The sequence below is a fragment of the Citrobacter sp. wls716 genome, from assembly GCF_005280975.1.
Lineage (GTDB): Bacteria > Pseudomonadota > Gammaproteobacteria > Enterobacterales > Enterobacteriaceae > Citrobacter > Citrobacter youngae.
On the sequence record NZ_SZWX01000031.1, the window covers coordinates 89,928 to 114,596 of the forward strand.

Genomic DNA, 24,669 nt, shown 5'->3' on the forward strand with positions numbered 1-24,669 from the left:
TATTGCGCCCTATCCGGCCTACAATTTGGCTCGGTTGTAGGCCGGATAAGCGCAACGCCATCCGGCATTTTTATTTTCCGCGCAGCCCCAGCGTTCCTTCCAGCACATGTTCAACAAACTGCGTCAGCTTGGGCAGTGGACGCAAATCCTGGCGCCACAACAAATGAATTGGCCGCGGCTCTGGCGTAAACCCCTCCAGCACCCGGACCAGCCGACCATTCGCGAGCTCTTCTGCCAATAAAACCTCTGGTTGTAACAGCAGCCCGGCTCCCGCTACCGCCGCCATACGCAGGCCGTGGCCATCATTACAGCGTAGAATTGCATCACGTTTCCACCTGACCTCACCCGCCACACCCGGCAGTTTCCATTCATTACGTGCCGTCCACACGGTATGCGACAAACACAGATGATCCACCAGATCCACGGGCGTTCGAGGAGTGCCGTATCGGGCAAGATAGTCCGGCGACGCACAGATGGCCATACGGTACGGACACAGATATTTCGCCACCACATCCGTCTGATGAATATCACCAATACGTATCGCCAGATCGACACCTTCATCGACCAGATCCACCATTCGGTTAGTCAGATCTAACTCAATGCGTACCTCTGGCCAGGTTTGCAAAAAACCCGCGGCCAGCGGCGAGATAACACAGGCGCCAAAAGACGTGGGCGCGCTTATGCGTAGCGTCCCTGCTGGTGCCAGCCGCAGACGCTCTACCGAACGTTCGGCTATCGATACCTGCTCCAGCACGCGACGGGCTTCTTCAAAATAGACGCGCCCGGCGTCGGTCAGACTCTGACGGCGTGTGTTACGTTCCAGCAGACGCGTACCGAGCTGCGCTTCCAGCAGGGCGATATATTTCCCCACCATCACCGCAGATATCTCCAGTCGCGTTGCCGCGCCGGTAAAGCTTCCACTTTCCACCACCGCGATAAACGTTTCCATGCTGCGCAGCTTATCCATATTGCAAACCTTTGGTTAGTAATCATCTAACTTTTAGCCAGTTTATCTGATTTCATTTTCATTAAAGAATAGCGGCTCACACTATTGCGGAGGTGGTTATGAAAATCGTCATTATTGGTGCCAGCGGTACAGTGGGTCGTGCAGTCACAGAGACGTTGAGCCGTAAACATGAGGTTATCCGCGTGGGCCGCACGCAGGGTGATTACCAGGTCGATATCACCTCACAAGAGAGCGTACAGGCGCTATTTGAAAAAACAGGACGCGTGGATGCGATTGTTTCCGCCACCGGCAATCTGTTCTTTGGCCCGCTATCAACGATGACCGACAGTGAATTTAATCAGGGCCTGCAGGATAAGTTGTTAGGCCAGGTGCGTCTGGCCTTAACCGGGCAACATTACCTGAATGATGGCGGTTCCATTACGCTTATCAGCGGCATTATCGCCCATGAGCCCATTGCCCAGGGGGCAAATGCGGCAGCGATCAATGCCGGGCTGGAAGGATTTGTGCGCGCGGCTGCCTGTGAGCTGGAACGTGGTCAGCGTATTAACCTGATAAGCCCAACCGTACTGAGTGAATCTGCTGAAGCCTACGATGGATTCTTCCCAGGCTTTGAAAGTGTGCCAGCGGCAACTGTGGCCAACGCTTACCGCCGCAGCGTGGAAGGCATTCAAACCGGACGTATTTATAAAGTGGGTTACTGTTAACCGCTTTTTCTCGCCTCTTACGTCATCAGTAAGAGGCGAGGAGTCGCATATTTCAGGCACCCGTTTCGTTTCTGATCCGCGCATTGATGTATTCCACGGCCTGCGTGACGTCCATAATGCCGTTAATCGCATTCGTCACGCCTTGCCCGATAATAATCTCTGCCTGTCGCAGATTAAAAGGCTCACCTTTACTTCCCTGAGACTCCCGTATTCCCGTCATGCCTTTTTCATTCAGTAAATTAAACCACGGGTAGAGATTGAGAACATTTTGATCGTGACATATTCCAGACCAGGCGCTGTTGCCCCCCAATAGAACCAGATGGCGCGAAATTTCATCGGAATAAAGCCAATGAAAAAACTGCTCAACCTGTTTTTTCTTCTTACTGTAGCGAGACATTCCAATAGAGCCACCGCCCAATTGTGGAAGCTGCCCTGGAACGGGAGCATAGCCGATCGTGGGGGCGATGGTCGTATGCGCAACATCGTTAAACAAATTGAGATACATAATCAGCATGGCGAGATTTCCACGCTCAAACTGTTTAACCGCATCACTCCACCACTCACCAGGGAGATTCACGGCGATAGAAAGCTGGTGCAGATATTCTTCGAGTGCAGCGGCAGCAAGCGAAGCATCAAGTTGTACCGGCTCGCCCTCACGCACCAATCGTCCCCCTAACGCGTAGTAACGCAGCAAGTACTCAGTGGCGATAAGTCCTGAGCTGCCCAACGTCACCGCCGTGCCCATCGGGCGCTGTCTGTTTTCTGGCTGATGCAGTTGACTAAAGAAAGCGGCAATCTCATCAAATTGTGCGAAATTCTCTGGTAGCGTTAACTCTTTTCCTGTTGATTCATAAAACATCCGTTTAATCGTCGCATCTTCAAACAGATCTCGTCGATAAAACAGAAGCTGCATACTGGCATCAAAGGGAATTGCCCACGCAGTCCCATTCACCTGGCTGAAGTGCTGCTTAATTTGCTCAGAGAAGTTATCCAGCAATAACGGGAGCTCGGGGGAGACCGACTCCAGCGGCAATAATGCTTTTTCTGCAAACCAGGGAAAACACGCCATATCGATTCGCAGTAAATCGTAATAAGGGTGCAGGTGAAGATGAGAGAGAATTTCAAAAACCTCATCATACGGATAAACCGCAAGATTAACCTTAATACCGGTCTGGCGATAAAAGTGAGGTAACAGTTTCTTCAGCGCATCGGTCGAAGGGCTGGGCAAAATTAACATATTCAGCGTCGCCTCCGTCTCATGAGGCGGAGCGTATTGTCCATTCCAGGAAAAACCGCAATTCGTCAGAATACGGTGCTTCTCTTTACTTTTGGGTTGGCGAATACATGAAGCAATAGTTGTCCCCAGGCGGGCATAATCCATCTGATAGCTGGTGATTCCATCAAAAGATGCAGGAAGATTATCACTCAGTTGTACTATCGGCGGGCAGGACTGAGAACTCCCAAACCAGGACGCTTGCGTCAACGCACGCGTCTTCTCACTGTCCTGAACAATAAACAGATCGGGTATCGCCCCCCGGAAAAAGTCAAACGCGACGGTGTTAACTTCACTGGCATGCGCAGGTATAACCGTAAGCTTTGTGTGCGGACTTAACTCCCGGCATACCTTCTGTATCGCTTGAGTAAAGCGTGCGCTGTGGGCAAATTCCAGCGGTTCGCAGAAAACACCAATATGACCAGGCTGCTGCACCAGTGCCTTTCTTGCGGTTTCTTCCCCTGCGGTCACATAGTCAAGGCTAAAATAACAAACTGCACCGGCTGGCTGGCGATACGCAAAAAACACATTCTCCGGGGAGAGCCTGAGCATATCGTAATAGGGCTGGCTGTTGACCAGGCAACTCACGGTGACAATAGCCTGGTAAGACTTTGCCGCCAGTGTTTGCAAAATATCCAGTTCCAGATTGGGCAAATCATTAGTCAGGTAAAGATCAACCGGTTCGCTGAGTGAAGGTTGCCAGGCCTGGTGTAATCCCCGATAGAGTTGATAGTAACGTTCCGCATTGATGTCGGGCAGAATCAAGGCCACTCCCTGACTTTTGCTGGCTCTCAATGATTGCGCCTGCGCATTCAACTGATAGCCAACTTCTCGGGCCGCACGTTGAACCGCTTCAATTTTCTCAACGCTTACATTTCCTCTGCCATTGAGCACATTCGAGACAGTCCCATGCGACACACCGGCAATTCTTGCTATGTCTTTGATAGTTGGCATTTTTACATCCTTCCCCTGATGCTTTGATGCTAGCACGGCGCTCATCAGGAAACTATCTTCAGCAAGATAATTTGAACGTTACAATATTAAAAAGTGCATTTTATCAACACATTCTTATAACCACCTCTCAACCCCATATAGCACGAAGACATGAATCAAGAATTACAACCACATGAAATATAAAAATAAACCAATAAATTCTTGAAGAGGATCACTTCTACAACAAAAGATCGTTGTTGCCTTGAAGTCGCAGGATGATAATTGACACGTTCCAATTACGTTTCATTACATTTTCGTTCAAAAAACAACACTCTGTTTTGATCAAGAGGGAAACATGAATATTCATTTTCTGGGAACCGCGGCATCCGAAGGGATACCCAATCCTTTTTGCCGTTGTGAGCACTGTCAGCAAGCCCGTATTCGTAAAGGCAAAGACATACGCACGCACTCCTCAGCGATCATCGACGATGAACTGTTGATTGATGTCGCGCCTGAATTCACTCAGCAACTGCTGCGAGATGGCCTGGACGCAACAGAGATCAAATCGCTGCTGTTCACGCATACACATCCCGATCATTTCAACGTCGGCGATCTTTTTAGCCGAATGGAAGGGTACGGATTTGAGATTACTCATCCGTTGCACATTTTTGGTAATGACCGTGCGATTAACGGCGCGGCACAAGTGTTACCTGGCTACAGCGCAGAAAGATTTGCCTTTCATTGCCTGGTTCCCTTCGTAACCGTTGAAACCCGCGGATACCGAATCACTCCACTGCTGGCGAACCATGCCAAATGGGAGCTTTGTTATACCTGGTTTATCGAAAAAGACGGTCAGTCAATTTTCTATGGACATGATTCGGGCTGGTTCCCTGAACTCACCTGGCAATGGTTGAAAGGGAAAAAGATCGATTTAACGGTGCTGGAATGTACCTACGGTTTTAATGGTGATAACCGTACAAATAACCACATGAGTCTGGAAACTGTTTTCGCCGCCAGAGACAGGCTTGCAGAACTGGGCTGCCTTGAGAAAAATAGCCAACTCATCGTCTCGCATGTCTCACACAGCGGCGGTCTACTGCACGACGATCTCGTGGCGGCGTGCGACAAAGAGAACATTCTTGTCGCCTGGGATGGGCTTAACCTGAGCATCAACCAATAAAGGATATGCAATATGGACCTGAATAAAACACCACGCCTGCTGGTTATGATGTTCATACAATATTTCATGCAGGGCGCCTGGAATATGACCATGGGACTGGTATTAAGTACCTATGGTATGGCGACCATTATTGGCTCATCTTATGCTTTGCTTGGTCTGGCGACCATTCTTTCGCCACTCTTTATTGGCATGGTAGCCGACCGTTTCTTTTCGTCACAAAAAGTCATGGCGATCCTGCATTTAATTAATGCTGGCGTACTGTTGTTTGTTCCACAATTTATTGAGGCACAAAACACGGGTATGACGTTGACCATGATCTTCCTGGTTGGTCTGCTGTTTTATCCAACAACGGCGCTGGCTAACAGCATCAGTTTCAGCCACATTAACGGGGTGAAATACTTCCCCTTTATTCGTGTGTTCGGCACATTTGGCTTTATGGTCATCGGTTTTATTATTGGTGAAATGGGCTATTCCGGAAATACCATCACCTGGTATATTGCGTCAGCCTCCGGTGTCGTGCTCGGCCTTTACTGCTTTACGTTGCCAAACACCCCACCGAAAGCAAAAGGAAGCGTATTTACACTCCGCGATCTGTTATGTCTGGACGCTCTGGCACTCTTCAAGGACCGCAGTTTCTCGGTTTTGATGCTCAGCATTTTTGTCCTGATGATCCCCAAAACGGCTTATTCCGCCTATATCCCGGTCTTTTTAAAAGCGCTTGGATTCGATAACGCCGCGTCAATGATGCAGGTCGGCATCGCCTGTGAAGTCATTTTTATGTTCCTGCTCTCGTTTTTCTTACTGAAAGCCGGCTTCAAAATTACTCTCATGTTGGGCGCCGTTTGCTGGATCATCCGCACACTGTTGTTTGCTCATGCCTCGCTGGATGCCAACATGATGTTTGTGCTGATCGGTCTGATGTTGCAGGGATTCTGCTGGGACTTCTTCTTTACCGTGGGCGACATTTATGTTGACCGTAAAGCCGCGCCAGAGATTAAAGCCCAAGCCCAAAGTTTACGATTCATCGTCTCCAACGGCGTCGGTTTGCTGTTTGCCTCTACCGTATGCGGGCAAATCTTTAACAACACCGTGACGGAACAAGGCCCACAGGCGTTACCGCAATGGGAAACATTCTGGCTGGTTTCAGCAGGCGTTGCCGCAGTGGTCAGCGTATTCTTCCTGATATTCTTCCGGGACGATATTTCAAAACGCAAAGCAGACCTCCCATTGAAAAAAGCAAACTCCTGATCGTTAAAGACTCTTTCATTAAGGTAATTGCATGAATAATCTGGCCGCCATCATCAATGAGCAAGGATTGTTGCCTTTAACTACGATCATCAAAATCAGCATTGCATTTATTCTGGGTGGCATTATTGGCCTGGAAAGAGAATCGAAAGGGAAACCGGTCGGCTTCAAAACTTGCGTTATTTTATCCGTAGCCAGCTGTGTGTTAACTGTCGTATCAATACAATCTGCGGAATACTATGCTGAAATTTCGATGAACATCCGTAGCGATCCTATGCGCCTGGCGGCTCAGATTATCAGCGGCGTTGGTTTTCTCGGTGCGGGAGTCATTCTGCACCGACACGACGATGCTATTTCTGGTCTCACTACTGCGGCAATTGTCTGGGCATCTGCTGGGGTGGGAATCACCTGTGGAGCCGGTTTTTATTTTCATGCTTTTTTTGCCACGGCTTTATTTTTATTGGCAATCAAACTAAGCCCGTTCATTATTTTCTTACAGACTAAAAACCAGTTTCCTGGAAAAGTAAAAGTCCGGGTTATTCTTGATGAACGCGATGCACTCGAAAATCTGATAACCCGCATCCATCAGCAGAAAAACATTATTGAAAACATAACGATCAGGGATATTAAGAAGGGTAAAATTGAGGTTAATCTCAAAATCGTAATTCGTAAGAAGATGACCTTGCCCGACTTGTACCACGATCTCACCCATGTTGAACACGTCTGCGCTATCGCCCTTGAACATTAAGAGACTTTACTTTCCACTTTAAAATCAGGGGGTTTTACCCCTGAGAAAACCGTTCTATCCCCACTTCGCTTTAAATCCCTACCTTTTTCAATGTTAAATATTTGTTGTTTTTGATCACAAATAATAAACAAACAAGCTCATTCTGTGCGCGTTTTTCAAAAATGTAGATATTTTTAATTTATGGCTACGAAACGAGCTTCGCCATATCTCCCTGACAATCTACTGAGAGGAACGATTTGATGAACGCACTGACTGCCGTAAAACCGAACGCTGACGATCCAGCCCAACACTACAGCGGTTTCACGCTGAAACCTTCAGCCCAGTCCCCACGCCTGCTGGAGCTGACTTTTTCCGCTGAGACCACTGAGCAATTTCTGCAGGCCGTGGCGCAGTGGCCGGTACAGGCCCTGGAATACAAATCTTTCTTGCGCTTCAAAGTCGGCAAAATCCTCGATGACCTGTGCGGCAATCAGTTGCAGCCTCTGTTGCTGAAAACGTTGCTCGATCGTGCCGAAGGCGCACTGCTGATCAATGCCGTGGGCGTGGATGATGTGGCGCAGGCAGAAGAGATGGTCAAGCTGGCCACGGCGGTAGCGCATCTTATCGGACGCTCCAATTTTGATGCGATGAGCGGTCAGTACTATGCGCGCTTCGTGGTAAAAAACGTTGATAACTCAGACAGCTATCTGCGCCAGCCGCACCGTGTTATGGAGCTACACAACGACGGAACCTACCTCGAAGAGATCACCGACTATGTGCTGATGATGAAGATTGACGAGCAGAACATGACCGGCGGTAACTCGCTGCTGCTGCACCTTGACGACTGGGAACATCTGGATCAGTACTTTACCCACCCGCTGGCGCGTCGCCCCATGCGCTTTGCCGCGCCGCCAAGCAAAAACGTGAGCCAGGACGTGTTCCATCCGGTATTTGACGTTGACCAGCAGGGTCGTCCGGTGATGCGCTACATCGACCAGTTCGTCCAGCCAAAAGACTATGAAGAAGGCGTCTGGCTGAGCGACCTGTCCGACGCGCTGGAAACCAGCAAAAGTATTATTTCCGTACCGGTTTCAGTGGGTAAATTCCTGTTGATCAACAACCTGTTCTGGCTGCACGGTCGCGATCGTTTCACCTCGCACCCAGACCTGCGCCGCGAACTGATGCGCCAGCGTGGCTATTTCGCTTACGCGACAAACCACTACCAGACTCATCAGTAAGCGCGAAGGAAAAAAGCGGATGTATGATTTTGTGATTATTGGCGGCGGCATTATCGGCATGTCGACCGCCATGCAACTGATTGATGTCTATCCGGACGCCAGAATCGCGCTACTGGAAAAAGAGTCCGGCCCGGCCTGCCACCAGACGGGCCACAACAGCGGTGTCATTCATGCCGGGGTCTATTACACTCCCGGCAGCCTGAAGGCGCAGTTTTGCCTGGCCGGAAATCGCGCCACAAAAGCCTTTTGCGACCAAAACGGCATCCGCTACGACGTCTGCGGAAAAATGCTGGTTGCCACCTCCCCTCTGGAAATGGAGCGCATGCGCGCGCTATGGGATCGCACCGCCGCTAACGGTTTGGATCGCGAATGGCTGAATGCGCAGGAGCTTCGCGAGCGTGAACCGAATATCACCGGTCTGGGCGGCATTTTTGTTCCGTCGAGCGGGATCGTCAGCTACCGCGAAGTCACCGCCGCGATGGCGAAGATTTTCCAGGCCAAAGGCGGTGAGATTATTTACAACGCCGAGGTCAGCGCGCTGAAAGAGCACGCTGCGGGCGTGATTGTCCATACCCGTCAGGGCCAGGAATATGAAGGCGCGACGCTGATTAGTTGTTCTGGCCTGATGGCGGACCGACTGGTGAAAATGCTCGGCGTTGAACCTGGCTTTATCATCTGTCCGTTCCGTGGCGAATATTTCCGCCTGGCGCCAGAACATAATCAGATAGTTAACCATCTGATCTACCCCATCCCCGACCCGGCAATGCCGTTTCTCGGTGTTCATCTGACCCGGATGATTGACGGCAGCGTCACGGTCGGCCCCAACGCCGTGCTGGCATTTAAACGTGAAGGCTACCGTAAGCGTGACTTCTCGCTCAGCGATACGCTGGAGATCCTCGGCTCTTCTGGTATTCGCCGCGTGCTGCAAAACAACCTGCGATCCGGGCTTGGCGAAATGAAGAACTCGCTGTGCAAAAGCGGATATTTGCGGCTGGTGCAAAAGTATTGCCCGAGCCTGACGCTTAACGATCTGCAACCGTGGCCTGCGGGCGTGCGGGCACAGGCGGTATCACCTGATGGCAAGCTAATTGACGATTTTCTGTTTGTCACCACGCCACGCTCAATTCACACCTGTAACGCTCCTTCTCCGGCGGCAACATCGGCAATCCCTATCGGTGCACATATTGTCAGCAAAGTTCATGCGCTGCTGGAGAACCAGAGTAATCCCGGACGCACGCTGCGTGCGGCACGTAGCGTGGAGACATTACACGCCGCATTCACCCGTTAACCTTTTTAAGACAGGAAGCAATTATGCAACTTAACGATCCCACCTTGTTTCGCCAGCAGGCACTGATCGACGGCCACTGGCGTGACGCCAACAGCGGCGAGACCCTCGCGGTGACCAACCCCGCCAACGGTCAGAAATTAGGTAGCGTACCGAAAATGGGGGCGGATGAAACCCGCGAAGCGATTAACGCCGCGAATCGCGCCCTGCCCGCGTGGCGGGCGCTAACCGCCAAAGAGCGAGCCAATATCCTGCGCCGCTGGTTCAACCTGATGATTGAGCATCAGGACGATCTCGCCCGCCTGATGACCCTGGAACAGGGTAAACCGCTGGCGGAGGCCAAAGGCGAAATCACCTATGCCGCTTCCTTTATTGAGTGGTTTGCCGAAGAGGGCAAACGCATTTATGGCGATACGATCCCTGGCCATCAGGCCGACAAACGCCTGATCGTCATCAAACAGCCTATCGGCGTAACCGCCGCGATTACGCCGTGGAACTTCCCGGCGGCGATGATCACCCGCAAAGCCGGTCCGGCGCTGGCGGCAGGTTGCACGATGGTGCTTAAACCCGCCAGCCAGACGCCATTCTCCGCGCTGGCGCTGGCAGAGCTGGCTAATCGCGCCGGGATCCCGGCAGGTGTTTTCAGCGTGGTGACCGGTTCTGCGAGCGCGGTCGGTAATGAGCTGACTGGCAACCCGCTGGTACGCAAGCTGTCGTTTACCGGCTCAACCGAAATTGGCCGTCAGTTAATGCAGCAGTGCGCCAAAGACATCAAAAAGGTATCGCTGGAACTGGGCGGCAATGCGCCATTTATCGTCTTTGACGATGCCGACCTTGATAAAGCCGTGGAAGGTGCGCTGGCCTCGAAATTCCGTAACGCCGGGCAAACCTGCGTCTGCGCCAACCGCCTGTACGTTCAGGACGGCGTGTATGAGCGTTTTGCCGAAAAACTTCAGCAGGCGGTGAGCAAACTGCATCTCGGCGATGGTCTGCAACCAGAGGTCACTACCGGACCGCTGATCGACGATAAAGCGGTTGCCAAAGTGCAGGAACACATCGCCGATGCTCTGGATAAAGGCGCGCGCATTATCGCGGGCGGTAAACCTCATGCGCTCGGCGGTAACTTCTTCCAGCCCACCATTCTGGTAGATGTGCCTGACAACGCGAAGGTCGCCAAAGAAGAGACGTTTGGCCCACTGGCGCCGCTGTTTCGTTTTAAAGACGAAGCCGACGTCATCGCTCAGGCCAACGACACCGAGTTTGGTCTGGCCGCCTATTTCTACGCCCGTGATTTGAGCCGCGTCTTCCGCGTTGGCGAAGCGCTGGAGTACGGCATCGTCGGGATTAACACCGGCATTATCTCCAACGAAGTCGCCCCGTTTGGGGGAATCAAAGCCTCCGGTCTTGGCCGTGAAGGATCAAAGTACGGCATCGAAGACTACTTAGAAATCAAATATATGTGTATCGGCCTTTAATAAAATAAATACTGGAGAACACCTGATGAGCACCAACAAAGAACTCATGCAACGTCGCAGCAACGCCGTTCCCCGTGGCGTAGGCCAGATCCATCCAATTTTCGCCGAGCGTGCAGAAAACTGTCGGGTCTGGGACGTTGAAGGCCGTGAATTCCTCGATTTTGCCGGAGGTATTGCAGTGTTGAATACCGGGCACCTGCATCCGCAGATTGTCTCTGCGGTAGAAGCGCAGTTGAAAAAGCTGTCCCATACCTGTTTCCAGGTACTGGCCTATGAGCCATACCTGGAGCTGTGCGAAATCATGAACAAGAAAGTGCCGGGTGATTTCGCCAAGAAAACACTGCTAGTCACCACCGGCTCCGAAGCGGTGGAAAACGCGGTAAAAATCGCTCGCGCCGCCACCAAACGTACCGGGACCATCGCCTTTAGCGGTGCTTACCACGGCCGTACCCACTACACCCTGTCGCTGACAGGGAAAGTGAACCCATACTCTGCCGGAATGGGACTGATGCCGGGCCACGTGTATCGCGCGCTTTACCCGTGCCCGCTGCACGGCATCAGTGACGACGATGCTATCGCCAGCATTCATCGCATCTTCAAAAACGATGCCGCGCCGGAAGACGTTGCCGCCATCGTGATTGAACCCGTTCAGGGCGAGGGGGGTTTTTACGCCGCCTCGCCGGCCTTTATGCAGCGCCTGCGCGCCATTTGTGACGAACACGGGATCATGCTGATTGCCGATGAAGTACAGAGCGGCGCGGGTCGTACCGGTACGTTGTTTGCCATGGAGCAGATGGGCGTTGCGCCCGATCTCACCACCTTCGCTAAATCCATCGCCGGAGGCTTCCCACTGGCCGGCGTGACCGGACGCGCCGACGTCATGGACGCTATTCCACCGGGCGGTCTGGGCGGTACCTATGCCGGTAACCCAATTGCCTGTGCCGCTGCGCTGGCGGTACTAAACATTTTCGAGCAGGAAAATTTGCTGCAAAAAGCCAACGAACTGGGGCAAACCCTGCGTGAAGGCCTGTTGGCTATCGCGGAAACCCACCGCGAGATTGGCGACGTACGCGGGCTGGGGGCGATGATTGCTATCGAACTGTTCGAAGATGGCGACCATACGAAACCAGACGCCAAACTGACCGCCGAAATTGTCGCACGTGCGCGAGATAAAGGGCTGATCCTGCTCTCCTGCGGGCCTTACTACAACGTGCTGCGCATACTTGTCCCGTTGACTATTGAAGATGCGCAAATCCGCCAGGGGCTGGACATTATCGCGCAATGTTTTGCCGAGGCAAAGCAGGGTTAAACCCGTATCAAAACGGGGAGTTTTAAGCCGGATAAGGCGGAGCCGCCATCCGGCAAACAGGGTCAATAACAATAATACGCGTGCCCCGGCGCGGGAATGTCGGGGTGCTCTCCCAAGTGAAATACTTTCGAGAGGTTTAAAGATGGGGCAACTGTCACAATCACATGATTTAGGGGGCGGGCTGAAATCACGCCACGTCACCATGCTGTCTATTGCCGGGGTAATCGGCGCAAGTCTGTTTGTCGGTTCAAGCGTGGCGATAGCAGAAGCCGGTCCCGCAGTATTATTAGCCTATCTGTTCGCCGGATTGCTGGTGGTGATGATTATGCGCATGTTGGCCGAAATGGCCGTCGCCACACCGGATACCGGTTCTTTTTCCACCTACGCCGATAAGGCCATCGGCCCATGGGCCGGTTATACCATCGGCTGGTTGTACTGGTGGTTCTGGGTGTTGGTTATCCCGCTGGAGGCGAATATCGCCGCCATCATTCTTCACTCCTGGGTGCCTGGCATTCCTATCTGGCTGTTTTCTCTGGTTATCACGCTGGCATTAACCGGCAGTAATTTGCTGAGCGTCAAAAATTACGGTGAGTTCGAGTTCTGGCTGGCGCTGTGCAAAGTGGTTGCCATTCTGGCGTTTATAACCCTCGGCGCAGCGGCGATTAGCGGTTTCTATCCTTATGCCGAGGTCAGCGGGGTTTCGCGCCTGTGGGATCAGGGCGGCTTTATGCCCAACGGTTTTGGCGCCGTGATCAGCGCAATGTTAATCACCATGTTCTCCTTTATGGGCGCAGAGATAGTTACCATCGCCGCCGCCGAATCCGATACCCCGGATAAACATATCGTTCGCGCCACCAACTCGGTTATCTGGCGTATCTCCATCTTCTATCTGTGCTCTATTTTTGTGGTGGTGGCGCTGATCCCGTGGAACATGCCGGGACTGAAAGAAGTCGGTTCTTACCGCTCGGTACTGGAGCTACTGCATATCCCACACGCGAAACTGATCATGGATTGCGTCATTTTGCTGTCGGTGACTAGCTGTCTCAACTCCGCGCTGTATACGTCCTCGCGTATGCTCTACTCCCTGAGCCGCCGTGGCGATGCCCCCGCTTTTATGGGTAAAACGAACCGCAGTAAAACGCCTTATGTGGCGGTGTTGCTGTCTACCGGGGCGGCATTCCTCACCGTTATCGTCAACTATTACGCCCCGGCCAAGGTGTTTAAATTCCTGATCGACAGTTCCGGTGCCATCGCACTGCTGGTCTATCTGGTCATTGCCGTTTCTCAACTGCGGATGCGCAAAATCCTGCTGGCGCGAGGCGGCGAAATTAAACTGAAAATGTGGCTCTATCCGTGGCTCACCTGGGTGGTCATCGCGTTTATTATCTTTGTGCTGGTGGTGATGCTGTTTCGCCCGGCACAACAGCTGGAAGTTATCTCTACCGGATTGTTAGCCATAGGCATTATTTGCACCGTGCCCATTATGTCGCGCTGGAAAAAACTGCTATCGTGGCAAAAAGCACCATTGCAAAATACGCATTAAACCTGTTCCCGGCGCAGGCCGGGAAATCCTTTCAGGAGTATGACCATGACCGCCATTCCCCAACCGACGGCCATTGATGGATACCGCTGGCTGAAGAACGACATCATCCGCGGTGTGTATCAGCCTGATGAAAAACTGCGTATGAGCCTGCTGACCTCGCGTTATGATCTTGGCGTTGGGCCACTGCGCGAAGCGCTTTCGCAGTTAGTTGCCGAGCGGTTGGTGACGGTGGTGAATCAGAAAGGGTATCGTGTCGCCCCGATGTCAGAGCAGGAGTTGCTCGATATTTTCGATGCCCGCGCCAATATGGAAGCCATGCTGGTCGCGCTGGCCATTGAACGCGGCGACGACGCCTGGGAGGCTGAAATTCTGGCGCGCGCGCATATGCTTAGTAAGCTTGAAGCTATTGACGCCAGTGAACAGATGCTCGACGAGTGGGATCTGCGCCATCAGGCGTTTCACTCGGCGATTGTCGCTGGCTGTGGTTCACAATATCTGCTGCAAATGCGCGAACGACTGTTCGATTTGGCGGCGCGCTACCGGTTTATCTGGCTGCGAAAAACGGTGCTGTCGGTGGAGATGCTGGAAGACAAACACGATCAGCACCAAACGTTGACCGAAGCAATTCTGGCACGCGATGCCGCGCGCACCAGCGAATTAATGCGCCAGCACCTGCTGACGCCGATTCCGATTATTCAACAGGCGATGTCCGGTAAATTGCTGACGGAATAAGCCTGAATAATATTACTGCTCCGGAATACGTAAAACCTGCCCGGGATAAATTTTATCCGGGCTTTTCAGCATCGGTTTATTGGCTTCAAATATTTGATTATACAAATTGGCGTTACCGTAAACCTGTTTGGCAATCGCGCTCAGGGTATCCCCTGATTTCACGGTATAAAACTGGCTTTCGCTCGCGGGCGCAGAGGTTTTAACCTGATCATCGACGCTGGCGATACCAGAGATATTACCAATCGCAATCAGGATTTTTTCTTTCGCTTCCTGACTTAATCCATCACCAGAAACGGTGGCTTTGCCTTCGTTAATTTGGACGTCCACTTTATCCGCATCCGGAATACCGGTTTTATTCAGATGTTCCTGCACTTTTTTTGCCAGATCGGCTGTGTCATGATTTCCAGTGACCGCATCCCACAGTTTTTCACCCGCATCTTTTACAAAATTGAAGAGTCCCATATCCACCTCGGTAATTAACAATCAACCCCAAAAGTGTAGCAGAGGAGAACGAGGCGCAAAGAAAACGGCGCCAAAGCGCCGCTGTAGAAGGGGAATTAGTTACGCGTCTGTATCCAGAAGGCGTGAATCAGACCAGGGATGTACCCCAGCAGCGTCAGAACGATATTGAGGATGAACGCCCAACCAAATCCTTTACCCAGCAACACGCCGAGCGGAGGCAAAATAATAGTAAAAACGATTCTCCAGAAACCCATACACACTCCCTACAAGCAAAAAATTAATCATTGTTTAAAAAGAGATTTTATCTCTAAGAGTAGCCATTCTACCCAACTCCGCCAGCATTCCGCGGCTGTTTTACCCTCCTTTACGCTCTTTACGCTGGCGTACGTTGGTTATTTATTTTAGAATATACTTAATTTAGATTATGCTTAAATACATATGACTGAACTTGAACAACTCCAGGCCAGCGCGGAACAGGCTGCCGCGTTGCTTAAAGCGATGAGTAACCCGAAACGGTTGCTGATTTTGTGCATGCTCTGCGGTTCACCCGGTACCAGCGCAGGCGAGTTAGCCCGTGTTACCGGCCTTAGCCCTTCCGCCACTTCCCAGCATCTGGCGCGTATGCGTGAAGAAGGTCTGATAGCAAGCCAGCGCGATGCCCAGCGCATCCTCTACTCCATTAAAAATGCGGCCGTGAATTCGCTGATCGCCACATTAAAAACACTGTATTGCCCATAAGGAGCCATCATGACTATTGGGACGATTTCCCCGCGCGAGGCGCAGACACTGGTCGCACAGGGTGCAAAACTGATTGATATCCGCGACGCTGACGAGTATCTGCACGAGCATATTCCTGAGGCACATCTGGCACCGTTGCCCGCGCTTGAGCAGGGATCGCTGCCTGCGAATTTACGCGCCGAGCAGGTGATTTTTCACTGCCAGTCAGGCAAACGTACACAAAATGCGGCAACAAAACTGAGCGCCATTGCTGCGCCCGCGCAGGTCTGGCTGCTGGAAGGTGGAATTGACGGCTGGAAAGCCGCAGGGTTGCCGGTGGCGAAAGACAGTTCACAACCGTTACCGCTGATGCGTCAGGTGCAGATAGCCGCAGGTAGCCTTGCCTTGCTTGGCGTCATTCTCGGTTACTCCGTTAACAGCGGCTTCTTCTTACTCAGCGGTTTTGTCGGTGCGGGGCTGGTACTTGCGGGTGTAACTGGCTTCTGCGGTATGGCGCGACTGCTCGACAAAATGCCCTGGAACCGACGTACTCATTAAGCGGTAATAGAAGAAACAACGCTGTACCCGCCGATTGACGTGATCTATGGTGAGTTCTGCGATAAATGATAAATAAAGGAGCGCAACAATATGTTTAAACCTGGCGATCTGGTGCAACCGCGTATGGGCGGACCAAAACTGAAGGTTGTTGAAGTCAATGACGATCAAATTGTGGCGGTACAAGCCAGCAATGAAAGTGGCGAAAAATACACCCTAAAAGTTGCTGATGTCACGCGATATTCTGAAGAAGGCGATTTCGGCGTCTGCTGAAAATAAGCGGTGAGGTTCCCCTCACCGCATTGATATTAGATCAAAAAATCATCGAGAGATTTACCGGCAGCCAGCGCCTGTGCAATCGGCTTTGGCGTGCGGCCTTGTCCTGTCCATGTTTTTGTTTCACCATTAGTATCCGTAAAACGATATTTCGCCGGACGCGGCTGACGTTTCTTAACCGAACGCGATGTTGCCGCCGACATGCTCAACAGTTCTTCAGGATCAATCCCATCAGCTCTCATCATCGCCAGCAGTGTATTAATTTTTTCCTGCTGTTCTGCACGTTGGCGCTGCAGCAGTTCTTCTTCGTCACGTCGTTCTTTGGTGACTACCCGAAGTTTTTCCAGCATATCGTCCAGAACCTCGACGGATAATTCACGCGCCATGACACGTAGCGATCGAATATTATTTAAGTTTTTTAACATTGAACTCATATTAATAAAACCTCTTTAACGCAAAAACAGAAATCGGTATTACGAAGCAAATTGTATGCGAGTGTTTTTTCTTTTTCCAGTCTCTTTTTTGTCGCAAGATATTAAAACGACAATCGCTATTATTATTTATCTTGTCATACGGTGATCTTTAGTCAGCGATATTTTATATTCGGCCAGCAACCAGAATAAATAGATTTGGGATATCTCGCTGCCACACCAGATAAACCAATACAGGCATCGCGCAGGCGTTGCGGTAGATATGCGCAACATTCGTCAACATTCAAAAAGGAGCGCAAAAAGTTCAGAAAAACAAGTCAAAACAACTTATTGATTTTTAATGGTTTTAATTTTCATGACAACGAAAATACCAAAACGAACAAAAAACAAACCACTGCAGAGCATTTTATCGACAAAAAGGCAATAAATAAAAATTTTAAGCTAGTTGATAGTTATTATCCAGGCAGATATCCTACTCGAACGCGAAAGCAGCAAGACAAATCACTAGCAAGAAGGTATTGAAAACCTTTTTCCCCCTTTTTACAAGGAGCATTAACATGTTCTCTCCGCAGTCACGCTTGCGTCATGCAGTAGCAGACACGTTCGCGATGGTTGTTTATTGTTCTGTCGTGAACATGTTGATCGAGATATTCCTTTCAGGAATGAGTTTCGAACAGTCACTGTACTCCAGACTGGTCGCTATCCCCGTCAACATCCTGATCGCCTGGCCATACGGTATGTACCGCGATTTGTTTATGCGCGCGGCACGCAAAGCCACGCAGGCAGGATGGGGGAAAAACCTGGCGGATGTGCTGGCCTATGTCACGTTCCAGTCACCGGTATATGTGATTATTCTGCTGACGGTTGGCGCAGACTGGCACCAGATCACAGCTGCGGTAAGCTCCAACATCGTGGTCTCAATGCTGATGGGTGCAGTGTATGGCTACTTCCTTGATTATTGCCGCCGCCTGTTTAAGGTCAGCAGCTACCACCAGGCTAAAGCGTAAAAAACATCTCATCGCGACTGGCACTGCCAGTCGCGTTATCAGTTTGAACTCACGTCGCCAAACAACCCACTCAGATAACGTTCCAGCGCGATACGCGAGCTAAAGCCGTGTGGAATACCATAATGCTCGTGTGTCTCACCGGCTAAATACAGTGGGAATTGCTGATAGTGATCGCAGGTTTTAATATCCGTCGCGGGTTCTGCCAGCGAAGAGCTGCGCTCTTTTAGCGTGGGATGGATAATTAATGCGGTACGTCCCATACGAGCTTCACGGTTAACGTATACATAATTCTCACCACGTCGATAACCGTATGTTTTCTGTGTGACTACATCAACGGTAAAGCCCACTTTTTCAAGTACGCGCGCCACCTCATCAGGTCGTAAATACATATTATTTTCCTCGTTATCTTTTACTGCGGGCTTACCTTACCTGATTCAGCATTAGCAACGCTTTCAGAAAAGTCCATAAACGAGTGAACACGATGGGACGAATATCTTAAGAACCGTATATACCCTAAATAATTCGAGTTGCAGGAAGGCGGCAAGAGAGCGAATCCCCAGGAGCTTACTAAAGTAAGTGACTGGGGTGAACGAACGCAGCCAACGCACATGCAACTTGAAGTATGACGGGTATAGATTTATGTCAGTGCCAGCCGCAGTTGATTTGCCGCCTGCTGCGCCATTGCAACCGAGCTGATGTTGGTAAATGACAGCAAGATCCCCCCTTTTCCTGCTGAAGTCATTCGCCAACGGCTTAAGGCCTGAACCGCCAGCCCGGCCTGATTCGCTTTGCACACTAGCGCAACATCATCGCCGTCTACGGTCATCACCAGTTGGATCCCCCCTTCCTGAGGAATGACATTAAATCCTTGTTCGGTCAGGGCGTTTTCCATCCATTGACGCCGCTCGGCATAATGCTGGCGCATGCGTTTTAAGTGCCGCCAGAAATGACCGTCTTGCATAAAATCTGCCAGCGTTTGCTGCCATAAAACCGGAACGCTACAGGCCGTTAGCGACGCCTGCTGGCGAAAACGTTCAACCTGGGTCAGGGGTACCACCAGCCATGCCGTGCGCAACGCCGGAAACATCGATTTGCTGAACGTGCCGGCATAAATCACCCGCTGGGGCGCATCCAGACTTTTAAGCGGCGGCAACGGTTTACCGTGGTAGCGAAATTCACTGTCGTAATCATCTTCAATAATCCACGCCTGTTCGCGAGTCGCCCACTCCAGCAACCGATGACGGCGATCTAATGACAGAGCCACGCCCAGCGGACTTTGGTGTGCGGGGGTGAGCATGACAAAACGCGCCTGTGGAAAGTCGCGGATCCCGGCGCAGACATCCAGACCATCAGCATCAACCGCCACCGGCATCAGCTCAATGCGTTCCTGAGCCACCACGGGCCGAATCAACGGAAAGCCGGGATCTTCGACCCACATTCCCTCACCGGGTTGAGACAGGGCGCGCAGAATTAACGTCACTGATGCCGCGTAGCCTGACGTAATAAAAATCTGCTCCGGCTGGCACTCAATGCTGCGTGAAACGCGCAGGTAATCCACAATCGCCTGACGTAACGCGCGTTCGCCGCAAACATCGCCCACCGCAAGGTCAAAACGCGTTTGGGTGCGTAAACGCCGTCCCATCACCCGCGCCCAGACGTCACGCGGGAAGAGATCGAGTGCGGGTAATCCCATTTGAAAAGGGTGCGGTCTGGGGTTTTCTCCGGCGAAGATCGCGGGAGACGCAGGCGCCCTTTCGGGTCGCAGTTGCTCACTGACAAATGTTCCGGCCTGCCCACGCCGCGCGAGCCAGCCCTGCGCCACCAGCTCGGCGTAGGCATTTTCCACCGTCGAGCGTGACACACCCAATTCCTGGGCCCAGGTCCGACTTGATGGCAATCGGGTTCCGGGTTTGAGTTCACCTTTCTCAATTGCGTTTTTTAACTGACGGGCGATGTGCTGATAACGCGGCATTTATGGTCTGCTTTTTTGGCAACAATATGGCTCTCTATAGCAGTCCATTATAGTGCTACATTGCGGGTCATCCAAACGAGGAGAAATACTATGACCATGTTACGCCAGCCCTATTATGAACTCAGCCCTGAAGTCTATAACGCCCTGGTTCAGGCAAGCAAAGCGCTGGAGAACTGCGCGCTGGAACCCACGCTGACGGAACTGATTTACCTGCGGGTCTCGCAAATCAACGGCTGCGCCTTTTGTCTGGAAATGCACAGTAAAGCGCTGCGCAAATCCGGTGTTGCGCAGGCCAAACTGGATGCGCTGGCAGGCTGGCGGGTGAGTCACCACTTCAGCGAGCAGGAACGTGCGGCGCTGGCGTGGGCCGAATCCGTCACCGATATCGCCAGCACCCATGCCGGAGATGATGTTTATCTGCCGCTGCTCGACCATTTTAGCGCGAAAGAAATTAGCGACCTGACGTTTGCCATTAGCCTGATGAACTGCTTTAACCGTCTGGCGGTGGGAATGCGTATGTAATTTTGCGCTGCCGAATGACGGCATTAATGCCTTCTCCGACCTGGGATGTGCTCTCCTGTTGCCCGTAGGCCCGATAAGCTTAGCGCCTTCGGGCAATTTAGAACCACCAGTTAACCTTCCCCCGCCCCGCTCATCACCCTGGGTATCATCAATCTAAAATTCCCATATCTTGTATGGTTGAATCTTTTTAAAACTACATCTAGTATTCCTCCTATCAGGACACACACAACCCGACGCCCTCTATCGCGCCGATCTTTTATTTTTAAATGGAAATACGAATCATGCGTATTATTATTTACACTCGCAATAACTGTGTTCAGTGCCATGCCACTAAACGGGCAATGGAAAGCCGTGGTTTTGACTTTGAGATGGTAAACGTCGATTTACAGCCCGATTTGGCTGATAGCCTGCGCGATCAAGGGTTTCGCCAGCTGCCGGTCGTGGTCGCGGGTGAAACCAGTTGGTCAGGTTTTCGCCCGGACATGATCAACCGTCTGCATCCGGAACACCGTGTGGCCAGCGCATGAGTCAGCTCGTCTACTTCTCCAGCAGCTCCGAAAATACGCACCGCTTTATGCAGCGTCTGGGGCTGCCTGCCATCCGCATTCCGCTTAACGAACGCGAGCGGATCCGGGTAGACGAACCTTACATATTAATCGTGCCGTCCTACGGTGGCGGCGGCACGGCTGGCGCGGTCCCAAGACAGGTGATCCGCTTTTTAAACGATACGCACAACCGGGCTTTAATCCGTGGCGTGATCGCCTCCGGCAACCGCAATTTCGGTGATGCATACGGTCGCGCGGGTGATGTCATTTCACAAAAATGCGGCGTGCCGTGGCTTTATCGTTTTGAGCTGATGGGCACCCAAAGCGATATCGACAACGTTCGAAAAGGAGTGAGCGAATTTTGGCAACGACAACCGCAGAACGCGTAATCCAGCCCGCACTGGATTATCACGCCCTGAACGCCATGCTAAATCTGTACGATAAAGCCGGGCGTATTCAGTTCGATAAAGATCATCAGGCGGTGGAGGCTTTTTTTGCTACCCACGTCCGCCCTCATTCAGTGGTCTTTGCCAGTCAGCAGGAACGCCTGGAAACGCTGATTCGTGAAGGCTATTACGACGAAAGCATTTTAGCCCGCTACAATCGCGCATTCGTGCTGAAACTATTTGCCCACGCCCACGCCAGTGGATTCCGTTTTCAGACGTTCCTTGGCGCATGGAAGTTCTACACCAGCTATACGCTGAAAACGTTCGACGGTAAGCGCTATCTCGAAGATTTTGAGGATCGGGTGACGATGGTGGCACTCACGCTGGCGCAGGGCGATGAAGTGCTTGCCATGCAGCTCACTGATGAAATGCTCTCTGGTCGTTTTCAACCCGCCACGCCAACCTTTTTAAACTGCGGTAAGCAACAGCGTGGCGAACTGGTTTCCTGCTTCCTGCTACGCATTGAAGACAACATGGAGTCAATTGGTCGGGCGGTTAACTCAGCGCTGCAGCTCTCTAAACGCGGCGGCGGCGTGGCATTTTTACTCTCGAATCTGCGCGAGGCCGGAGCGCCTATTAAGCGTATTGAAAACCAGTCTTCCGGGGTGATCCCGGTCATGAAAATGCTGGAAGATGCGTTTTCTTATGCGAATCAGCTCGGCGCGCGTCAGGGCGCGGGCGCGGTGTACCTGCACGCGCACCATCCGGATATTTTGCGTTTTCTCGATACTAAACGTGAAAATGCCGATGAAAAAATCCGCATCAAAACGCTTTCGCTTGGCGTGGTGATCCCCGACGTCACCTTCCGGCTAGCGAAAGAAAATGCCCGGATGGCGCTGTTTTCACCCTATGATGTGGAACGCATTTACGGCAAACCGTTCGGTGATATCGCCGTGAGTGAGCGGTATGACGAACTGGTGGCCGACGAACGCGTGCGCAAAAAATACATTAACGCCCGCGATTTCTTCCAGCGGCTGGCCGAAATCCAGTTTGAGTCAGGCTACCCATACATCATGTTTGAAGATACGGTGAATCGTGCCAATCCGATTGCCGGTCGGATCAATATGAGCAATCTGTGCTCAGAGATTTTGCAGGTTAACAGTGCCTCCACCTACGATGAAAATCTCAATTACGAGCAGACCGGGCACGATATCTCCTGCAATCTCGGCTCCTTGAACATTGCCCATACCATGGATTCACCCGATTTTGGCCGCACCGTGGAGACGGCAGTTCGTGGCTTAACCGCCGTTTCGGACATGAGCCATATCCGCAGCGTACCCTCAATTGAAGCCGGGAACAGCGCGTCGCACGCGATTGGCCTTGGGCAGATGAACCTGCACGGGTATCTGGCGCGGGAAGGGATTGCCTACGGTTCGCCAGAAGGGCTGGATTTCACCAATCTCTATTTCTACACCATCACCTGGCATGCGCTGAATACGTCAATGAAGATCGCCCGCGAGCGCGGTAAAACCTTTGCCGGATTCCAGCAGTCCCGCTACGCCAGCGGCGAGTATTTTAGCCAGTATCTGCAGGGCGACTGGCAGCCAAAAACCGACAAGGTACGCTCACTGTTCGCCGCCAGCGGCATTACGCTGCCGACGCGCGAAATGTGGGCGCAACTGCGTGAAGATGTGATGCGCTACGGCATTTATAATCAGAATTTACAGGCGGTTCCGCCCACCGGTTCTATTTCCTACATCAACCATGCCACGTCAAGCATTCACCCGATTGTATCGAAAGTGGAGATTCGCAAAGAGGGCAAAACCGGGCGCGTTTACTACCCTGCCCCGTTTATGACCAATGAGAATCTGGCCTTGTATCAGGATGCCTACGAGATCGGTCCACAAAAAATTATTGATACCTACGCTGAAGCAACGCGGCATGTCGACCAAGGGCTTTCACTGACGCTCTTTTTCCCCGATACCGCCACCACGCGCGATATCAACAAAGCACAGATTTACGCCTGGCGTAAGGGCATCAAATCCCTGTACTACATCCGGTTACGCCAGTTGGCGCTGGAAGGAACCGAAATTGAGGGTTGCGTGTCATGCGCACTGTAAGGAGAACCAAATGAAACTATCTCGCGTCAGCGCCATCAACTGGAACAAGATTGAAGATGATAAAGACCTTGAGGTATGGAATCGCCTGACCAGTAACTTCTGGCTACCGGAAAAAGTCCCGCTTTCCAATGATATCCCGGCCTGGCAAACGTTGAGCGCTGCCGAGCAGCAGCTCACTATCCGCGTATTTACCGGTCTGACGCTGCTCGACACGATTCAGAATATCGCCGGAGCCCCCGCGCTGATGGCGGATTCAATCACGCCACATGAAGAGGCGGTACTGTCGAATATCAGCTTTATGGAAGCCGTGCACGCCCGTTCCTACAGTTCTATTTTTTCCACGCTTTGTCAGACCAAAGATGTGGATGCGGCTTACCTCTGGAGTGAAGAAAATACTCCACTCCAGCACAAGGCACAGATAATTCTGACGCATTACGCCGGCGCGGAGCCGTTGAAAAAGAAAATAGCCAGCGTATTTCTGGAATCCTTTCTGTTCTATTCCGGCTTCTGGCTACCGATGTATTTCTCCAGCCGCGGCAAGCTGACGAATACCGCTGACCTTATCCGCCTGATCATTCGTGATGAAGCGGTTCATGGTTATTACATTGGCTATAAATATCAAAAAGGTCTGGAACATATTTCCGAATCCGCACGCGAGGAGTTAAAGAATTTTGCCTTCGACCTGCTGATGGAATTGTATGATAACGAAGCGCGTTATACGGAAGAATTGTATGCAGAAACCGGCTGGGTGGAAGACGTCAAAGCCTTTCTCTGCTACAACGCCAATAAGGCGTTAATGAATTTAGGTTATGAGGCCCTGTTCCCGGCAGAAATGGCGGATGTGAACCCGGCAATCCTCGCTGCACTCTCACCCAATGCTGACGAAAACCACGATTTCTTCTCCGGTTCAGGGTCATCTTATGTGATGGGTAAAGCCGTCGAAACAGAAGATGACGACTGGAATTTTTAACGTTTCCTTCCGCGGGAAATACCTTACATTTTCCGCGTTAATATTTTAACGAGATCACATTTTTATCACACAAATAGGATTGAGTGATCTACACT

26 protein-coding genes are annotated in these 24,669 nt (G+C 51.7%); 19 read left to right on the forward strand and 7 right to left on the reverse strand.

Features of this window, described 5'->3' with window-relative positions; translation table 11 throughout:
• Positions 1-70: 70 nt before the first annotated feature.
• Entirely contained in the window at positions 71-967 is an 897-nt protein-coding gene (locus FDX24_RS10495; protein WP_048212985.1) for a LysR family transcriptional regulator, read from the reverse strand.
• Between the two features lie 98 nt (positions 968-1,065).
• Between FDX24_RS10495 and FDX24_RS10500 the strand changes: the two genes are divergently transcribed.
• Positions 1,066-1,671, forward strand: a complete 606-nt coding sequence (locus FDX24_RS10500; RefSeq protein WP_137364275.1) for a short chain dehydrogenase — start codon at positions 1,066-1,068, stop codon at positions 1,669-1,671.
• Between the two features lie 52 nt (positions 1,672-1,723).
• Here FDX24_RS10500 and FDX24_RS10505 read toward each other — a convergent pair whose 3' ends face one another.
• On the reverse strand, positions 1,724-3,898 hold the full coding sequence (locus FDX24_RS10505) for an extracellular solute-binding protein (protein WP_170973066.1): 2,175 nt from the start codon (positions 3,896-3,898) through the stop codon (positions 1,724-1,726).
• Between the two features lie 334 nt (positions 3,899-4,232).
• Here FDX24_RS10505 and FDX24_RS10510 point away from each other — a divergent pair, with 334 nt between their 5' ends.
• From FDX24_RS10510 to csiR, 9 genes are all read left to right on the forward strand, one after another.
• Positions 4,233-5,057 carry an MBL fold metallo-hydrolase gene (locus FDX24_RS10510; RefSeq protein WP_049002292.1) on the forward strand — a complete coding sequence of 275 codons (825 nt, stop codon included), beginning with the start codon at positions 4,233-4,235 and terminating at the stop codon, positions 5,055-5,057.
• Positions 5,058-5,069: 12 nt separating this feature from the next.
• Entirely contained in the window at positions 5,070-6,305 is a 1,236-nt protein-coding gene (locus tag FDX24_RS10515) for an MFS transporter (protein ID WP_061068425.1), read from the forward strand.
• A gap of 31 nt (positions 6,306-6,336) precedes the next feature.
• Positions 6,337-7,050: an MgtC/SapB family protein gene (locus FDX24_RS10520; RefSeq protein WP_003037218.1), complete on the forward strand. Its 714-nt coding sequence runs from the start codon at positions 6,337-6,339 to the stop codon at positions 7,048-7,050.
• 239 nt (positions 7,051-7,289) lie between these two features.
• Positions 7,290-8,267 (forward strand): glutarate dioxygenase GlaH, encoded by a 978-nt coding sequence (gene glaH, locus FDX24_RS10525; protein WP_101742950.1) that lies wholly within the window; start codon positions 7,290-7,292, stop codon positions 8,265-8,267.
• A 19-nt stretch (positions 8,268-8,286) separates the two neighbouring features.
• The gene (lhgO, locus tag FDX24_RS10530; protein ID WP_137364277.1) at positions 8,287-9,555 is read left to right on the forward strand and encodes an L-2-hydroxyglutarate oxidase; all 1,269 of its coding nucleotides are present in this window, start codon (positions 8,287-8,289) and stop codon (positions 9,553-9,555) included.
• 23 nt (positions 9,556-9,578) lie between these two features.
• On the forward strand, positions 9,579-11,027 hold the full coding sequence (gene gabD, locus FDX24_RS10535) for an NADP-dependent succinate-semialdehyde dehydrogenase (RefSeq protein ID WP_115601604.1): 1,449 nt from the start codon (positions 9,579-9,581) through the stop codon (positions 11,025-11,027).
• A gap of 25 nt (positions 11,028-11,052) precedes the next feature.
• Positions 11,053-12,336 (forward strand): 4-aminobutyrate--2-oxoglutarate transaminase, encoded by a 1,284-nt coding sequence (gene gabT, locus FDX24_RS10540; RefSeq protein WP_137364278.1) that lies wholly within the window; start codon positions 11,053-11,055, stop codon positions 12,334-12,336.
• Between the two features lie 142 nt (positions 12,337-12,478).
• Positions 12,479-13,879, forward strand: coding sequence for a GABA permease (gene gabP / locus FDX24_RS10545; protein ID WP_137364279.1), 1,401 nt, complete (start codon positions 12,479-12,481; stop codon positions 13,877-13,879).
• Positions 13,880-13,924: 45 nt separating this feature from the next.
• Complete coding sequence (csiR, locus tag FDX24_RS10550) at positions 13,925-14,611, forward strand: DNA-binding transcriptional regulator CsiR (RefSeq protein WP_137364280.1); 687 nt, start codon at positions 13,925-13,927, stop codon at positions 14,609-14,611.
• Positions 14,612-14,623: 12 nt separating this feature from the next.
• On the opposite strand, the gene lysM is transcribed toward csiR, so the two are convergent.
• Both lysM and FDX24_RS10560 read right to left on the reverse strand, forming a co-directional pair.
• The gene (gene lysM / locus FDX24_RS10555) at positions 14,624-15,073 is read right to left on the reverse strand and encodes a peptidoglycan-binding protein LysM (RefSeq protein ID WP_003037241.1); all 450 of its coding nucleotides are present in this window, start codon (positions 15,071-15,073) and stop codon (positions 14,624-14,626) included.
• A gap of 95 nt (positions 15,074-15,168) precedes the next feature.
• Positions 15,169-15,327 carry a YqaE/Pmp3 family membrane protein gene (locus FDX24_RS10560; RefSeq protein ID WP_003037242.1) on the reverse strand — a complete coding sequence of 53 codons (159 nt, stop codon included), beginning with the start codon at positions 15,325-15,327 and terminating at the stop codon, positions 15,169-15,171.
• Between the two features lie 184 nt (positions 15,328-15,511).
• Between FDX24_RS10560 and FDX24_RS10565 the strand changes: the two genes are divergently transcribed.
• From FDX24_RS10565 to FDX24_RS10575, 3 genes are all read left to right on the forward strand, one after another.
• On the forward strand, positions 15,512-15,811 hold the full coding sequence (locus FDX24_RS10565) for a helix-turn-helix transcriptional regulator (RefSeq protein WP_048212993.1): 300 nt from the start codon (positions 15,512-15,514) through the stop codon (positions 15,809-15,811).
• Positions 15,812-15,820: 9 nt separating this feature from the next.
• Complete coding sequence (locus FDX24_RS10570; protein ID WP_137364281.1) at positions 15,821-16,348, forward strand: rhodanese family protein; 528 nt, start codon at positions 15,821-15,823, stop codon at positions 16,346-16,348.
• Positions 16,349-16,438: 90 nt separating this feature from the next.
• Positions 16,439-16,618 carry a hypothetical protein gene (locus FDX24_RS10575; RefSeq protein WP_048212995.1) on the forward strand — a complete coding sequence of 60 codons (180 nt, stop codon included), beginning with the start codon at positions 16,439-16,441 and terminating at the stop codon, positions 16,616-16,618.
• Positions 16,619-16,653: 35 nt separating this feature from the next.
• Here the strand turns inward: FDX24_RS10575 and stpA are convergent, their stop codons facing one another.
• Positions 16,654-17,055 (reverse strand): DNA-binding protein StpA, encoded by a 402-nt coding sequence (gene stpA / locus FDX24_RS10580; protein ID WP_048212996.1) that lies wholly within the window; start codon positions 17,053-17,055, stop codon positions 16,654-16,656.
• Positions 17,056-17,609: 554 nt separating this feature from the next.
• On the opposite strand from stpA, the gene alaE reads away from it, so the two are divergent.
• The gene (gene alaE, locus FDX24_RS10585; protein ID WP_016154144.1) at positions 17,610-18,059 is read left to right on the forward strand and encodes an L-alanine exporter AlaE; all 450 of its coding nucleotides are present in this window, start codon (positions 17,610-17,612) and stop codon (positions 18,057-18,059) included.
• 38 nt (positions 18,060-18,097) lie between these two features.
• On the opposite strand, the gene FDX24_RS10590 is transcribed toward alaE, so the two are convergent.
• Complete coding sequence (locus tag FDX24_RS10590; protein WP_061068432.1) at positions 18,098-18,448, reverse strand: DUF2002 family protein; 351 nt, start codon at positions 18,446-18,448, stop codon at positions 18,098-18,100.
• Positions 18,449-18,696: 248 nt separating this feature from the next.
• On the reverse strand, positions 18,697-20,031 hold the full coding sequence (locus FDX24_RS10595) for a PLP-dependent aminotransferase family protein (RefSeq protein WP_048212998.1): 1,335 nt from the start codon (positions 20,029-20,031) through the stop codon (positions 18,697-18,699).
• A 90-nt stretch (positions 20,032-20,121) separates the two neighbouring features.
• On the opposite strand from FDX24_RS10595, the gene FDX24_RS10600 reads away from it, so the two are divergent.
• From FDX24_RS10600 to nrdF, 5 genes are all read left to right on the forward strand, one after another.
• Complete coding sequence (locus FDX24_RS10600) at positions 20,122-20,553, forward strand: carboxymuconolactone decarboxylase family protein (protein ID WP_116360834.1); 432 nt, start codon at positions 20,122-20,124, stop codon at positions 20,551-20,553.
• A 281-nt stretch (positions 20,554-20,834) separates the two neighbouring features.
• Complete coding sequence (gene nrdH, locus FDX24_RS10605) at positions 20,835-21,080, forward strand: glutaredoxin-like protein NrdH (protein ID WP_048236625.1); 246 nt, start codon at positions 20,835-20,837, stop codon at positions 21,078-21,080.
• The gene (gene nrdI / locus FDX24_RS10610; protein WP_137364282.1) at positions 21,077-21,487 is read left to right on the forward strand and encodes a class Ib ribonucleoside-diphosphate reductase assembly flavoprotein NrdI; all 411 of its coding nucleotides are present in this window, start codon (positions 21,077-21,079) and stop codon (positions 21,485-21,487) included. Before nrdH ends, nrdI begins: the two co-directional genes overlap by 4 nt.
• The gene (gene nrdE, locus FDX24_RS10615) at positions 21,460-23,604 is read left to right on the forward strand and encodes a class 1b ribonucleoside-diphosphate reductase subunit alpha (protein WP_137364283.1); all 2,145 of its coding nucleotides are present in this window, start codon (positions 21,460-21,462) and stop codon (positions 23,602-23,604) included. The genes nrdI and nrdE overlap by 28 nt, the downstream gene beginning before the upstream one ends.
• A gap of 10 nt (positions 23,605-23,614) precedes the next feature.
• Positions 23,615-24,574, forward strand: coding sequence for a class 1b ribonucleoside-diphosphate reductase subunit beta (gene nrdF, locus FDX24_RS10620; RefSeq protein ID WP_137346394.1), 960 nt, complete (start codon positions 23,615-23,617; stop codon positions 24,572-24,574).
• Positions 24,575-24,669: the final 95 nt, after the last annotated feature.